Here is a 14,291-nt window from a genome sequence, read left to right on the forward strand (position 1 = left end):
ATGACTGTACTCCTAGCTGCTGTTGCACACAGGCCGAGGCCCAATAGCAGGCTGCTAGTTTTTTACTTCTTCTTTCCCTGCTGGTTTTTGACCTAGCTTAAACTCCGCCAGCAAGTTGGCTAGCAGCGTTGCGTCGGCCGTATCGGGCTCTTCTGGTTCAATGGGCTGCTGCATGCGCGGATCGAGAGCGTAGCGATAGAGTTGCCAGCCAGTAGCTGTGGTGTATTCTAGCGCGGTCAGATTCTCAACCCAATCACCCGAATTTAAATAGGTTACCTCACCCTGCGGCGTTAAAACAACCTTTATTTCGGGCTGGTGAATATGGCCGCAGGCCACGTAGCGGTAACCTTCTTCGGCAGCAATGCCGGCCGCCGTTTGCTCAAAATCGCTGATGAGGCTTACGGCACCCTTCACCCGATCCTTCACCGCTTTCGACAGCGCCACGCGCGGCCGACCTAGCTTCTGGAGCCCGAAGTTGACTAAGCGGTTCAGCAGGATGAGCAGGTCGTAGCCTTGGGCACCGAGTTTGGCCAGCCAGCGTGAGTGGCGCATGGTCACATCGAACACATCCCCGTGAAAAAACCAGGCTTTGCCGTCGGGTAGGTCTAACACTAGTTTGTTGGCAATGGTTAAAGCCCCAAGCCGAGTGCCGGCAAACTTGCGCAGCAGTTCGTCGTGGTTGCCGGTTAGGTAATGGATGCGCGTGCCCTTGGTCAGCAGCCCCACCACATGCCGCACCACTCGCATGTGGGCCGGTGGCCAGTAGCTTTTGCTGAACTGCCAAATATCGACGATGTCGCCATTGAGGACCAGCACTTTAGGCTTGATACTCTTTAAATAACGGAGCAGCTCCGGCGCGTGGCAGCCGTAGGTACCTAGGTGCACGTCGGAGATAACCGCTACTTCCACACGGCGGCGCTTCGGCACTTTCACCGTCATCCCGTTACTGGGCTCGACCACAACCGGGGCTGCGGCTGGATACGGCGGGTGCGGGGGGATGAGTGTAGTTCCTCGCTGGCCCGAAAAGGCGACTGTAGGGCTGCAGCCGAGTGCAGCAGATAGGCTAGCACGAGGGCGAATTGGAACAGCGCGTAAGCTAGCCAGTGCACTAGGCTACGCAGAAGCGGCATCATGTTCGGATCATGCATCGGGTTCGGCCTAAATGGTTCTAGACAAATATCTAACCCTACTGTGACTCAGCTATTATGCCTAGGTTACCCTTACGTCACCTTTGGCTATGGCGCTGCTACTGGCTACGGCATTCGTTCCGGGCCCGATTTTAGCTAAGCGGCTGTTTATCGGCTTTGTCCAACTTTAATTCCTTCCTAGGCCATACGACAGCAATCGTATCCTTCTTATTTCATGAAACAACCTCTCCTCTTCCTGGCGCTGTTTACTTCCTTAACAGCCGCTGCGCAAGCTCCCACCCCTCTTCCCGGTACCCCTCGCAAACGCTACTTGCGTCCTCAAAAAGATAAAGACTGCGCCTACGTGCAGAACGTCACCAAGAACACCGACGAAGATTCCGATCAGAACGGTACGCTTACGCGCCTAGCTTATCGCCCCTATGCGGAACTGCTCACCGAAATTGATGCACTGCGCAAAATGAACAATTGGGCCGATACCACCTACCAGCGTCGCTTCAGCGCGCTGCCGCCTGGTGGGGTGCTCGTCGTGACCATGTACCGGCAGGGTGCCAAAAATGCCGACCCTTCGGCGCTTACGGTACTGGGCAAGGACGAAGCAGGCAAGGAGCTATTCAACCAAACGCTCGCGGCTGGCAATGGCCGCTTTTGGAACCGTGATCAATACATGAGTCAGCGTATTATTCCATTTGTTAAAACAGAGCAGGTACAGCCCGTTGCCGTCACAATTACAGATTCGAAGCTGAAGCAAAACTTTGAATATGTAGTTAATCCTCAATAATTTACAAATTCATATAGATTTGGATTAACAAAGAATAAGCTGTTCTCGATAAACAGCTTATTCTTTGTTAACCCAAATGCAACAAGCAGTTATTTCTGGTTTTTACGCAGCTGTAGCCACTGCACAGCAATGAGCGTTTTAGCATCTTTAAACTCCGCACGAGTTAGCTCGTCCTGAGTAAAGGCGACCACCTTGATGTTTTCGTCTTCATCGGCGGCCCCTCCGCCTTCGCTGGTTTTTTGGCTTACTTCCGCATAATAAAGCTGAATGTGTTCGGCGCTAGCACCTGGCGACGGATAAAACCCAGCGATTGGCTCTAGGAGGTCGACGGCATAGCCTAGCTCCTCCTCTATTTCGCGACGAATTGCGTCATCAGAGCTTTCTCCCTCCTTATCGAGCATACCTGCTGCCACCTCCAGTATCTCCGATTCCGCCCCAACGCGGTACTGCCGCGCAAATAAGTAACGCTGCTGCAAAGTGTCATAAACTAGGGCCGCCACAGCGTGTCCAGGCTCGAAACGCTCGCGCTTAAGTTCCTTACCGTCAGCATCAACCGTAAGTTCAGCAAGTTTATAATGGCCGTTATGAAGGATTTTGCGGTCCTTGATGTTCATAGGTCGAAGAATGGTGTTATTCGTTATTATCTCGCAATAAACCGGCATCTTGCACGGCATTTTGTTTGACTATACGTTTTCTCGCTCGCATTTGCTCACGCTTTTTCCTTCTTCAGGAGCGTTTTTTCTTTTTTTTGACTGGATCAGTGAGCCAGTCACGCAGCTGCAGCCGCTGTTTGGCTGCCTTTTTATTTTCTAATGTCTTTCGACGAACTCAATCTTATTGATCCTATTCTTCGGGCTTTGCACGAGGAGGGATACACTTCCCCCACACCCATTCAGCAGCAAGCAATTCCGCACGTCCTAGAAGGCCATGACTTGCTAGGGGTTGCTCAAACGGGTACGGGCAAGACGGCCGCCTTCACGGTGCCAATCTTGCAGGTTCTTAGCCAACGTTCTAAGCTCCAACACCAGCCCGCCGGTCGTATTCGTTGCCTCGTGCTTACGCCAACCCGTGAGCTAGCTATTCAGATTGGGGAGAGCTTCACCGCCTATGGTCGTCACCTAGGGCTGCGTCACACAGTTATTTTCGGTGGCGTGGGCCAGTTGCCCCAAACCAACGCCCTGAAGCGCGGCGTCGATGTGCTCATCGCTACGCCCGGCCGCTTACTCGACCTCATGAACCAAGGTTTCGTTGACCTGCGTCATCTCGAAGTGTTTGTGCTGGATGAGGCCGACCGCATGCTGGACATGGGCTTCATTCATGATATCAAGCGCATCTTACCGAAACTGCCTGTCAAGCGTCAGACCCTGTTCTTCTCGGCTACTATGCCGGCTCAGATTCAGCAGCTAGCTGATTCCATCCTGCGCCCTAACCCGGTGAAGGTGGCCGTGACGCCTGTGTCGAGCACCGCCGATACGGTGAAACAAGCTGTGTACTTGGTCGACAAGAATGATAAGCCTGCACTCTTAGAGCATATTCTGGCCGACAAGAATATCCGCCGTGTGCTGGTATTCGCGCGCACCAAGCACGGTGCCGACCGCGTGGTAAAGACCCTAGCCAAGGCCAACATCCCCGCCGAAGCGATCCACGGCAATAAGTCGCAGAATCACCGGCAGCGGGCGCTGTCCAACTTTAAAGCGGGCAACACCCGCGTGCTCGTTGCAACCGACATCGCCGCTCGTGGTATCGACGTGGAGGAACTCACCCACGTTGTGAACTACGAACTACCCAACGAACCTGAAACCTACGTGCACCGCATTGGGCGCACTGGGCGGGCAGGGGCTTCAGGCATTGCGCTTTCCTTCTGCGAAGATGAGGAGCGTGCTTACCTGCAGGACATTCAAAAGCTCATTCGCCGACAGATCGATGTTGTAGCCGACCATCCTTACACCACGAACGCTGTAGCGCCTGTTCTTCTCGGCGGTGGGCCGATTCAGCGCCCGAAAGGACCAGCTGGTCGGCCTGCTCGGCCAGGCCGCGAACCGCGGGCACCTCGTGCTGCCACCGATTCATCGAGCCGCTCCAGTCAGCCCGCTCCTCGTACCGGGGGAGGCCAGCGCTCAGAGCGAGCCACCTCTGCCCGCTCAGCAGGACCAAGCACACAAGATAATGGCAATGGGCAGAGCCGCCGGCGTTACCGGGGCAACCGCAGCAATGAGCGCTAGATAAGTTAGGTTTAACGATCATTCCCGTTGCCAAGCAACTCTATCAACCGTCTGGCGCCGCGTGCGCCAGACGGTTTTTTGTTGTGAAGGCCGGCCCTTACTTAGCTTCTTGATAGACCTTGCGGATTATTAGAAACAAATTTTGGCTAGCCTCACTTATAAAGACGAATGTTGTTTTAATTAGCTGATGCTAATCTTTTAACACCCCTTGTTATGGCAAAGAGCACTCTTCCCGTTATTCAGGCCTTGCGCGATACGGCTCAGCGTCTCGCGACCCAGGCACCTTACCAATGGGGCCACATGGGCAGCTGCAACTGCGGCCACCTAGCCCAGACTATCACTCACCTCACGAAGGGCGAGATTCACTCCCGCGCCATGCAGCGCTACGGCGACTGGGAGCGGCAACTACTCGATTACTGCCCCACTAGTGGCCTGCCCATCGATGAAACCATTGATGAAATGCTCGCCCTAGGTTTCACCCGCTCGGATCTTACCCACCTTGAGCGCCTCAACGACCCCACTATTCTAGCATCGATTCCTTTCGAGCGCCGCAACACACTCCGCCACAACCAGCGCGACGACGTAGTGCTCTACCTTCGCACTTGGGCCGACTTGTTAGAAGCTACCCTATTAGCGGGCATTCAGCTGCCTGATCTTACGCCAGCTACTGCCTCCATCGCAGCATCGGTTGCCAACCAACACCAAGCCGTAAGCGCCTAAGCCTCCATTAACTTAGCTAGTGCACGCCACTAGCCAGCACCATATAGAGGACAGCCACAACAAAACAGGCATAGGCCCCACTGAACAAATCAGTGGGGCCTATGCCTGTTTTGGTTTATCAGCTAATTAAGTAAGCCTGACAGCTAGCAGGCTTCTTGGAAGAGGCTAAGCAAGGTGGTCTACCTCCAGAACCAGTCTTTACTGTTTATTAACAGAGGGATGACTGCTTTGGGCTTCCCGATATCCTTCGGGACGATGAGCGCGCTTATAGGCAGCATCAGCGCTAGGGTCTTTCTCGGCGTCAGGTGGCGGCGTGCAGGACGTTAGATAAAACGAGGCGCCAGCGGCGAATAGAAGGGAGAGCAGACGAAATTTTTTCATACCCAAAGGTAAGCACCACCCCTAAAATTGCCAAGCACTACAATACAGTGCTGCAGTATGAATTCGAAAGCTATACTTTTCAGCTCTATTTACAATTATAACAACTAGAGAAGGTAGGCCCGTCAAACTACTATAGTGCGCCGAGTAACAACAATTCTAGCTACTTGCTATCCCCTATTATGCGTAGTTCAAAGTTATTAGTAGTATAAAAATAACGAAGCAGTAAGAAGAGGCCGTTCTCTGCTTTTATCTCCTTATCCGCCGTAGTCGTTCTGTTGCCTAGCTAATAGACTTAGACAACACTACAGGTCAATATTGAGTATTATTCCTATGCAGCTTCGTGTCAACTACTTTAGCAAGTATACTTATAAATGCGACTGTAACAATCGAACACTTTTTTACAAGTTTATTTTCACTAATCTCACAAATTAGGGACTGCCAAGAAACGCCCTTTTCGTTTTAACTTAAGCTTAAATTATCATCACATAACTTACAGATATAGTGTATTTTAACAAACAATATATTATAAATACATAACATATATACAACACTAGATTTTAGTATAACTAAATCATGACACAGACAACCCTTATAGCAAGCTTAATTATAATAAGTTAGGCGCAACTAGCAACACTTTTCATTTTGACATTTCAAGCTCTAAAATTGTATTTTTACACTGTAACATTGCGAAACACAATCAGATACACTGTTTATCGTATGATTAATTTAGGCCCAGAGGATAGTGTAAGTCACACACATCACTTAGTTTCCTAGAGTCTAACTAGGATGCTGATTTGTGGGGTAAAACAATGCGCCGTTATAGGCTGACCATAGTAGAAAGACGTACATGCGTTACCTCCCTAACAGCAATAGAATATAGCTAAACAACTACTATACCTATTTCTTGCTTTACAGGTAGTTGTGCTTTAAATGCACGCTGGAGGGGCACTTACAATGGTTGAAATACTCAACCAGTACGCGGGTTAGTAGCGTCCTTCTAATGCTTCAACTAGCTTCTGGTCTGTAGTCGGTAAAGGTGCCATCCTGGTAGAAGATGACAATCCGCCGAATAGCTTTATTGGGCTCAGCAAAAGCCAGAGCAGCTGAATCGGGCTTTGATGCTACAACTCCTTTTGATGGCCCCTGTGGCATTGGGCCTGGCTCGCTTAGATCAGCGGTAGTAGCGATCGGCGGGGCTACTATAGCCGGCGCGACTTGCGCAGGGGGCACGACAGGGGCACTTTGCACATTAGCTACCACTAAATTATCAGGCCTTGGTGCTACTACGGGTTCTACTAGCTGACTAGGTGAGCTGAATAAGGGTGTTATTGGCTCCTCAGGAGCACGTAATGCCTCTGTTGCTACTTCGGATGCTTTGCGAGCCTTGTTAGCGTCTCTAGCAGCTTTATCGGAACTGAAAGGCAAGGCTTGGTCTTTGAGAGCAGTTGTATTAGGCAGTGGAATGGCGGCTACCATCTCACCGGTGCCACTTAGCAGCCATGACAAAGACAAATCAGGAAAGGCCCCAATAATTTTCTGCACGACTTCTAAGCTAGGCTTGTTGCGGCCGCTCAGGATATGGCTGATAATTGGGCGCGCTACTCCAATAGCATCCGCAAACTGCGTAGGAGTTAATTGCCGGGTTTCTAAAAGCTGCCGAATGCGTTCGACCATTGTTCGTAGCTAGCCTTGATAAGGTGATTACAAATGTACGAGCTTAGAAAACACCACAAGCAATTCTAGCCTTCATTTACATGCGTAAACAATAGTAAATAGGGCTTCTTACTTCTCAATAGATTTGTAAACATTAAAGTTAGTGTTTACAAATCTATCTATGTAGCGTTATAGTGTACCCCCAGATTTGAGTTTCACTCCTAGTTTTGTCACTTAGAGATAAGTCTCATTTTATTACCCAAACCTAGGCCTTTTGACTGCTTTGGTTAGCACTGCGGTGGCCTTGCTTTGACCTTCTGGCTGTAGTTGTAGCAATCAGTTATGGCAGTGTTACTCGTGCACCAACCTAAAAAAGAGGCCTATCGATCGTAATCGATAGGCCTCTTAAATTGCACTCTAGTAAAGCTAGGCTAGGTAGGAAAACTACCCCTACCGTATGCTAATTTGTGTTTGTGCTAATCAAAGTACTCTTTAGCTAGTGCTTTATCGTGCCCGTAGATATCCTCACGAAAATGCATAGTGCCGTTCTCATCAGCCCAGGCCGTGAAGTAGACAAGGTACACAGGGAGTTTCTCCTTAAGCGTAATGTATTTCTCCCGGTGGGTAGCAATGGTGTCCAAGATAGTTTGCCGGTCCCATTCAGGACGGTCGCGCAGCAAGTACTCAGCTAGCTTGATGGGGTCCTGCACGCGCACGCACCCGTGGCTAAAGCCGCGTTTACCCTGGCTGAAAAGCTCATCGTGGGGCGTATCATGAAGGTAGATATCCTGGGAATTTGGGAAGATGAATTTTGCATCTCCAAGGTCGTTTTTAGGGCCCGGTCGCCGGCGTACCGTATACTTAAAATTGCTCTGATCTACATTAGCCCAGTCGATGGTAGTAGGGTCTATGGGCGTGGCTTTCCGACCCCAACCTTTCACCACTTCCATGTCCAATCGGTTCAACGTACCCACCGGATCGGCTATTAGTTTTGGTCGCAATTCCTTTTGAATAATGCTCATCGGCACGTTCCAATAGGGAGCTAACACGACGTACTCCATCTTGTCGCTGAACACCGGAGTTGCGTTTAGGGTCTTGCCAACAATAACGCGCATGTTGAACGCTTCCTTGTTGTCTTCAACGACATGAAGCGTATAATCAGGAATATTGACGAGCAAATAATTTGGTTCGAAACGCTTCGGAATCCAACGCCACCGCTCCATGTTGACGATGATCTGGTTGATGCGGTGATCCACTGGAACGTTGAGCACTTTCAAAGTTTCGCCGCTTACAATGCCATTAGAAGCAAGCCCGTTTTGCTGCTGAAATGCCTTCACAGCATTGGCCAATTCAGCGTCATATTTCTCAGCTGGCGCGGCGGCAGGAGCAGTGCCAACTGGTGTATTAGAGACTGCTACCGCTGGCGTCTCCGTCGGATTAGCAGCCGGAGCAGGAGCCGCTTTATCACCTAGCAACCGCTTACGTAGGAGCGCCACCACGGGGCTCACATCACCAGGTTTAAGCTTGGTAGTAGCAGGCAAGACTGGCCAGCTACCGTTGCGCTGAATCGAACGGTACTCGGCTAAAGCCTTTTTCAAACGTTCGTATTCTGGATGGAGCGGCTCGAACTGGTAATAAGGATACGTGCTGTCGCGCTCCTTCAAGATCGTCATTAACGCCTTGTGAAGCTTGATTTTGTTGCGCTTTACGTTCCAGTCAATGTCTTTGACTTGACGCGGGTCTACAATACCCCGATAAAAATCGGAAGCCCATTTGAAGTAAGTACCTGATAGTGAGACATCAATCTCTTTTTCCAAAGCATTACGCTTGGTTGTATCAGACTGTGCCTTATCTAGCTCCGCAAAGAGCTTATCAAAGTCCTTAATCTTATAATCCTTTGGATTCAGCCCTTCATCTGCGGCCTTGTTAATGACCTCAAGCATGGTCTTGGCCTGGGGCACCACCTCATGATCGTGGAACCAGCCGAGCTTGAAGCCCCGTTCCCGGTAGAATTTCTTAGCCCACACTAGCTGCCCTTTAAAGGCCGGCTCGGCGGTCATGGCCCGCACCACGTACACGCTGTCGAGCGTAGGCTGCGGGCCGCGTTCTTTGGTGAGCGCGCCAGGAATGGCGTTCTGTATTTTAGCCTTCTGATCTTGGCTGCACGACGTGGTCGAGGTGAGGAGCGTAAGGCTCAACACCCAGAACAGGAGCGTGGTCAGGAAAGAAGGACGAATAGCGAGGTTCATGCAAATAGGAAAACGAAGTACAAAAAGAGCAGGTCAACAAGGACGAGAGTAGCCACATGCTAACCTCAACCATTCTTTACCGGTTGCGCATTTTACTGCATATTGCCCGGCCAGGTTGTCTACTATCTCTATACATCGATAGGCGCAAGTTAGTGCTTTTCCTCGGATCCTCGTACGAACCTCTGCCTGGCTGTAGCAATCGGTTCGGTTACTTTTATTTCATATCTACTACTAGTCATAAGGCTTCTTCTGCTCTGCTCATGTCTACTCCCCTGCCTTCCCTCACGCCCGATCCGCATAGCTATGCACGCCCCGCGGAAGCGAGGGTCCGCCACCTGGCACTCGACCTCACCGTTGACTTTACCACTCGCACGCTAGCTGGTCTGGCCACCTGGCAGCTCGACCGCAGCGAGGGCACAACGGAGCTGTTGCTCGACGCTCGTGGGTTACTTATCGAAACCGTAGTGGTCGGTGGTAGTGAAGGTACCCCAACGACCTTCAACCTAGGTCCCAACGACCCAGTACTTGGGCAGCCGCTGCGCATCGACCTCCACCCCGACACCGACTCCGTCACGATTCGCTACCGCACCTCGCCGGAGGCAGCAGCGCTGCAATGGCTGGCACCCGAGCAAACGGCCGAGCGCATGCATCCATTTCTGTTCACGCAGTCGCAAGCCATTCTTGCCCGTACCTGGATACCCTGCCAGGACTCGCCTGGTGTGCGCTTCACGTATGAGGCGCGGGTGCGCGTGCCAGCGGCGCTGCTAGCCCTAATGAGCGCTACAAATCCACAGTCTCGCAATGCGCTCGGCGAATATAACTTTTCCATGGAGCAGCCTATTCCAGCTTACCTCATGGCGTTGGCTGTCGGCGACCTAGGCTTCACTCCTATCAGCGGCCGCACCGGTGTGTATGCCGAACCGGTAACGCTACCTAGGTCGGCTAGTGAGTTCATCGACCTAGAGAAAATGGTTGCGACGGCAGAGGAACTTTACGGTCCCTATCGCTGGGAACGGTACGACTTGCTAGTGCTCCCGCCGAGTTTTCCCTTCGGCGGCATGGAAAATCCGCGTTTAACATTTGTAACACCCACAATTATCACTGGTGACCGAAGCCTTACCAGTTTGATAGCGCATGAGTTAGCTCATTCTTGGTCGGGTAACCTCGTAACGAACGCCACTTGGAATGACTTCTGGCTGAACGAAGGCTTCACGGTATACTTTGAGCGGCGTATTATGGAAAAGCTGTACGGTCGCTTCTACGCCGATATGCTGCAAGTGCTTGGCTACTCCGACTTGCTTGCCACCATCGACGAGATAGGGCCGACTAGCTCCGATACCCACCTGCACCTCAACCTAGCCGGCCGCAACCCCGACGAAGGCCTCACCGACATTGCCTACGAGAAAGGCGATTACCTCCTCCTCACGCTGGAACATTTAGTGGGTCGGGCGCGGCTAGACACCTTTATTAAGGAGTACTTCACCCGTCATAGCTTCCAGTCGATGGACACGGCTTCGTTCGTGGCTTATCTTCGCCGGGAACTGCTCGATCAGGAGCCGACGTTGGAAGAACGCCTGCAACTCGATGCTTGGATCAACGGACCGGGTATTCCACAGGTAGCGCCGCCGGTTGTGTCAGAGCGGTTTGCCGCAGTGGAGGAAGCACTGGCACAGTGGCAGCACGGCACCCCAGCCGCCCACCTAGCTACTACCCATTGGAGCAGCCACGAGTGGTTGCACTTCCTGCACGGCTTGCCTCAGCCCCTCACCTCCGAACAACTTGCTGAGCTTGATGTTGTCTTTGGGTTTACGCACTCCCACAATGCCGAGCTGCTCGCTGCCTGGTTTCCACTGACCCTAGCCGCTGGCTACTACGCAGCCGATGCCGCCTTGCACCAGTTCCTAACGAGAGTAGGCCGGCGCAAATTTCTGGTGCCGCTCTACAAGGCATTGTTAGCTACGCCAAACGGGCTAGCGCGGGCGCAGGCCCTTTATGCCGAAGCCCGGCCCAACTATCACGCCGTAGCCACGAGCACGCTTGATGCACTAGTTGGGCTAGGCTGAACCCTAAAAATGCAAACATGGTGGCCTAAAGCTTGCTTGCCACTGCGTTTCGTTTCTATCTTTTGTGTTGAACCAGTTGATTGTTTGCGTTGAAAAATCAAAAACCCCTCGGTAAGCTAATTGCCATCGGTGGCAATGAAGATAAAGGCACCTATCCTAACCCCCGCACCAAAAAGAAATACTACCTCAATTTTTTTGAGCTAGGTATTCTGAAGCGTATCGTTACGGAATCTGGCAAAGACGATCCGCGCATTGAAGTGATTACCACGGCTTCTATGATTCCGGAGGAAGTGGGAAAAATCTACGTGTCGTCGTTTGCTATGCTGAACTGCCTGAACGTGGGCATCATGGACATTCGCATCCCGGAAGACGCGCGCAAGCCCGAGTACCTGGAGCGCTTGCTCGCCGCCGACGTGGTAATGATGAGCGGCGGCAACCAGTCGCGCCTGCGGGAGATGTTCGGGGAAAGCGAGTTTCTTGACCGGCTCACAACGCGCTACTATCAGGAGCCCAACTTCGTGATAGCCGGTACCAGCGCTGGGGCCATGGCCATGTCGCACATCATGATCAAGGGCGGCAGCGTGCCGGGTGCTCTCATGAAAGGAGCTGTGCAGCTTGGCCTAGGTCTGCGGCTGCTCGACACGGCCGTGATTGATTCGCACTTCGTGAAGCGCGGCCGGTTCGGCCGGCTCATCGAGGCCGTGGCCCTCCACCCCAAGCTGATCGGCATCGGGCTAGGAGAGGATACCGGCGTGCTTATCACCGAAGGCAACTTGGTCGAGACCATCGGCTCCAATCTGGTCGTCATCATGGATGGGCACGGCTTACAGCATAACAATGCCGCCGCCGCCAAAAAGGGCGCGGCCATTTCCATTGAGAACATGACCATGCACGTGATGATAAAAGGCAACGTGTATAATATAAAGGAGCGGAAGTTTTACTTGAGCAAAGAAGCGTTAGCGCCGGCCACAACGGAAGCGTGACCTACCGGCGCATTCAACGCTACAATGGCAAGGGCCTCCTCTCGCAGAAGCCGCAAGTAGAAAACTTGCGGCTTCTGCGAGAGGAGGCCCTTGCTAGTTATGAGGCTTACTACCTGTTCCGCCGATCGAGCTTGCGTTGTTCTGATAACTTGCTCTTATGACAAGGAACAGATAGACATCTAGGAGATCTGACCGGAGCACAGGCACCTAGCTATTGTGTTTGCTTCTGCTTGGCAGCCCACGCGTCCATTTTTTTGTCTAACACGGCTAGCGGCATAGAACCGTCTCGCAGGAGTTCGTCGTGAAACTCGCGCAGATTGAATTTATTACCTAGCTGTTTCTCATAGCGGGCGCGCAACTCCTGAATTTTGAGGGAGCCCATCTTGTAGGACAGCGCCTGACCCGGCGTCGCCATGTAGCGCTCAATCTCAGCCGTGGCCGCTTGCTCATTGATCGGCTCATTGTCCATCATGTACTTGATGGCCTGCTCGCGGGTCAGCTCGCCGGTGTGCAGGCCCACATCCACCACCAGCCGAACGGCGCGGTGAATCTCCGTTCCCAGCGCGCCCATGTACTGATACGGATCGGTGTACACACCTAGCTCTTTGCCCAAGGATTCTGCGTAGAGGCCCCACCCTTCGCTGAAGGCCGAGTACGAAGCAAAGCGGCGGAACTTCGGCAAATCGGTGTTTTCCTGTTGCAAGGCAATCTGGTAGTGGTGGCCCGGAATGGCTTCATGCAGGAAAAGCGCGTCCATGCCCCGCGTCACGTTGTACTTCGTCGCGTCGACAATGGGAACGTAGAAAATGCCCGGCCGCGAGCCATCGGGGGAGGCGCGGTTGTACTGGGCACTGGCCGAAGCGGCGCGGAAGGCCTCCGTCTGCCGAATTTCAAACGGCGCTTTCGGGGTGCGCCCAAACATCTTAGGTAAGCTAGGGGTGATGCGCGCTTGCACGCCGCGGTACACCGCCAACACTTCCTCGGGCGTTTTGAACGGCATGAACTTCGGCTCGGTGCGCATGTACTCGAAAAACGCGTTGAGGTCGCCCGAAAAACCAACTTGTTGCTGTACCTGTTCCATTTCGGTCCGGATGCGCTTTACTTCGCGCACCCCTATTTCGTGAATCTGCGCGGGCGCCGTGGTCGTGGTGGTGTAGTACCGCACGGCGTTGGCGTAAATTTCCTTCCCGCCCGCCAACGCGTTAACACCGCTCGTTGCACGCGCCTTCGGTAAGTACTCGGTTTTCAGAAACGCACTTAACTTCTGGTAGCTAGGTACCACCTCCGTCAGAATGGCTTGCTGGTAGGCCGTAGTCAGGCGCGCTTTGTCGGCGGCAGAAACGGTAGCGGGCAAGTTCGTGATAGGGCCGTAGAACATACTCTTGGCCGGGTCCGCGACAACCATAGCATCTAGCTGTGGTATCATTTTTACCACCAACGCCTTCGGCAACACGATGCCCGTCGCCATTCCCTGGCGAAAGTTGGCAATGGCCGAGTCGCTCCACGCGGTGAAGCCGTGCACGCGCGCCAGCCAGTCGTCGTAGTCTTTCGAGGTTTTGAAGGGTTGCGCGCCGGTGCCGGCGCCGAGTTGGGCCATGGCGCTCGGTAGGCCACCGGTCTGCGCGAAGGGCATCATCCACGTACGTTGCTTCAGGTTGCTTAGCTGCCGTTCCATCTCAAACTGAAAGATGTCGTAGCTGGTCTGGTCGGTAGCGGGCAGCTTGCTGCGGTCGTACTTCTTCAGTTCCGTCAGGTAGGTTTGGTAGAACGTTTGAAGCTGCCGGCGGAAGGCACGGGTTTGGTCGTTGGGAAGCTGGTCGTTGTAGCGGTTGTCGCCCTGCGAGGTAGCTTGCAGCGGATAGAGCTTGGCCTGCTCCTCCCAGTATTGATCGAACAAGCTCGCCAGAGTTTTGGGTGCCACGCGGGCAGGCGGCGTAGTAGCAGGGCTGGTGAAGGCAAACAGGCCACCAGCAACAATGCTCAGGAGTAACGCTCTTTTCATGCAGGCTAGGTTGTAGTTTTTTAAATATAGCTAGCATTGCAGTAAAGAGGCATCCCTCCTGCCTTAACGGCTTTCGCTCGTACTCCACCTTT

The 14,291-nt window shown here is 52.8% G+C and carries 12 protein-coding genes; 5 read left to right on the forward strand and 7 right to left on the reverse strand.

Annotated features, from left to right (window positions below; genetic code table 11):
• Positions 1-54 precede the first annotated feature (54 nt).
• A complete protein-coding gene (locus BXP70_RS20695; protein ID WP_245849701.1) occupies positions 55-960 on the reverse strand; it encodes a UDP-2,3-diacylglucosamine diphosphatase in 906 nt (301 codons plus the stop codon).
• Positions 936-1,148 carry a hypothetical protein gene (locus tag BXP70_RS20700; RefSeq protein WP_143436601.1) on the reverse strand — a complete coding sequence of 71 codons (213 nt, stop codon included), beginning with the start codon at positions 1,146-1,148 and terminating at the stop codon, positions 936-938. Before BXP70_RS20700 ends, BXP70_RS20695 begins: the two co-directional genes overlap by 25 nt.
• Before the next feature lie 214 nt (positions 1,149-1,362).
• Between BXP70_RS20700 and BXP70_RS20705 the strand changes: the two genes are divergently transcribed.
• A complete protein-coding gene (locus tag BXP70_RS20705; RefSeq protein WP_086596034.1) occupies positions 1,363-1,926 on the forward strand; it encodes a hypothetical protein in 564 nt (187 codons plus the stop codon).
• A gap of 89 nt (positions 1,927-2,015) precedes the next feature.
• Here BXP70_RS20705 and BXP70_RS20710 read toward each other — a convergent pair whose 3' ends face one another.
• Positions 2,016-2,540, reverse strand: a complete 525-nt coding sequence (locus BXP70_RS20710) for an NUDIX domain-containing protein (RefSeq protein ID WP_086596097.1) — start codon at positions 2,538-2,540, stop codon at positions 2,016-2,018.
• Between the two features lie 198 nt (positions 2,541-2,738).
• Here BXP70_RS20710 and BXP70_RS20715 point away from each other — a divergent pair, with 198 nt between their 5' ends.
• On the forward strand, positions 2,739-4,148 hold the full coding sequence (locus tag BXP70_RS20715) for a DEAD/DEAH box helicase (RefSeq protein WP_086596035.1): 1,410 nt from the start codon (positions 2,739-2,741) through the stop codon (positions 4,146-4,148).
• Between the two features lie 213 nt (positions 4,149-4,361).
• The gene (locus BXP70_RS20720) at positions 4,362-4,868 is read left to right on the forward strand and encodes a hypothetical protein (RefSeq protein WP_086596036.1); all 507 of its coding nucleotides are present in this window, start codon (positions 4,362-4,364) and stop codon (positions 4,866-4,868) included.
• Positions 4,869-5,066: 198 nt separating this feature from the next.
• On the opposite strand, the gene BXP70_RS29555 is transcribed toward BXP70_RS20720, so the two are convergent.
• From BXP70_RS29555 to BXP70_RS20730, 3 genes are all read right to left on the reverse strand, one after another.
• A complete protein-coding gene (locus BXP70_RS29555) occupies positions 5,067-5,249 on the reverse strand; it encodes a hypothetical protein (RefSeq protein ID WP_143436602.1) in 183 nt (60 codons plus the stop codon).
• 1,005 nt (positions 5,250-6,254) lie between these two features.
• Positions 6,255-6,923: a helix-turn-helix domain-containing protein gene (locus BXP70_RS20725; RefSeq protein ID WP_086596037.1), complete on the reverse strand. Its 669-nt coding sequence runs from the start codon at positions 6,921-6,923 to the stop codon at positions 6,255-6,257.
• Positions 6,924-7,378: 455 nt separating this feature from the next.
• Positions 7,379-9,151 (reverse strand): L,D-transpeptidase family protein, encoded by a 1,773-nt coding sequence (locus tag BXP70_RS20730; RefSeq protein WP_086596038.1) that lies wholly within the window; start codon positions 9,149-9,151, stop codon positions 7,379-7,381.
• Between the two features lie 260 nt (positions 9,152-9,411).
• Here BXP70_RS20730 and BXP70_RS20735 point away from each other — a divergent pair, with 260 nt between their 5' ends.
• Positions 9,412-11,214: a M1 family metallopeptidase gene (locus BXP70_RS20735; protein WP_086596039.1), complete on the forward strand. Its 1,803-nt coding sequence runs from the start codon at positions 9,412-9,414 to the stop codon at positions 11,212-11,214.
• Between the two features lie 89 nt (positions 11,215-11,303).
• Positions 11,304-12,197 (forward strand): cyanophycinase, encoded by an 894-nt coding sequence (locus tag BXP70_RS20740; protein ID WP_086596098.1) that lies wholly within the window; start codon positions 11,304-11,306, stop codon positions 12,195-12,197.
• Positions 12,198-12,408: 211 nt separating this feature from the next.
• Here the strand turns inward: BXP70_RS20740 and BXP70_RS20745 are convergent, their stop codons facing one another.
• Positions 12,409-14,199: a DUF885 domain-containing protein gene (locus BXP70_RS20745; protein WP_086596040.1), complete on the reverse strand. Its 1,791-nt coding sequence runs from the start codon at positions 14,197-14,199 to the stop codon at positions 12,409-12,411.
• Positions 14,200-14,291 lie beyond the last annotated feature (92 nt).

Origin of the sequence: Hymenobacter crusticola (assembly GCF_002154225.1) — a bacterium.
GTDB lineage: Bacteria > Bacteroidota > Bacteroidia > Cytophagales > Hymenobacteraceae > Hymenobacter > Hymenobacter crusticola.

Coding starts and splice junctions, on each gene's coding strand:
- BXP70_RS20700 (WP_143436601.1), bottom strand. CDS start 1,148: ATGCATGATCCGAACATGATGCCGCTTCTGCGTAGCCTAGTGCACTGG.
- BXP70_RS20705 (WP_086596034.1), top strand. CDS start 1,363: ATGAAACAACCTCTCCTCTTCCTGGCGCTGTTTACTTCCTTAACAGCC.
- BXP70_RS20710 (WP_086596097.1), bottom strand. CDS start 2,540: ATGAACATCAAGGACCGCAAAATCCTTCATAACGGCCATTATAAACTT.
- BXP70_RS20715 (WP_086596035.1), top strand. CDS start 2,739: ATGTCTTTCGACGAACTCAATCTTATTGATCCTATTCTTCGGGCTTTG.
- BXP70_RS20720 (WP_086596036.1), top strand. CDS start 4,362: ATGGCAAAGAGCACTCTTCCCGTTATTCAGGCCTTGCGCGATACGGCT.
- BXP70_RS29555 (WP_143436602.1), bottom strand. CDS start 5,249: ATGAAAAAATTTCGTCTGCTCTCCCTTCTATTCGCCGCTGGCGCCTCG.
- BXP70_RS20725 (WP_086596037.1), bottom strand. CDS start 6,923: ATGGTCGAACGCATTCGGCAGCTTTTAGAAACCCGGCAATTAACTCCT.
- BXP70_RS20730 (WP_086596038.1), bottom strand. CDS start 9,151: ATGAACCTCGCTATTCGTCCTTCTTTCCTGACCACGCTCCTGTTCTGG.
- BXP70_RS20735 (WP_086596039.1), top strand. CDS start 9,412: ATGTCTACTCCCCTGCCTTCCCTCACGCCCGATCCGCATAGCTATGCA.
- BXP70_RS20745 (WP_086596040.1), bottom strand. CDS start 14,199: ATGAAAAGAGCGTTACTCCTGAGCATTGTTGCTGGTGGCCTGTTTGCC.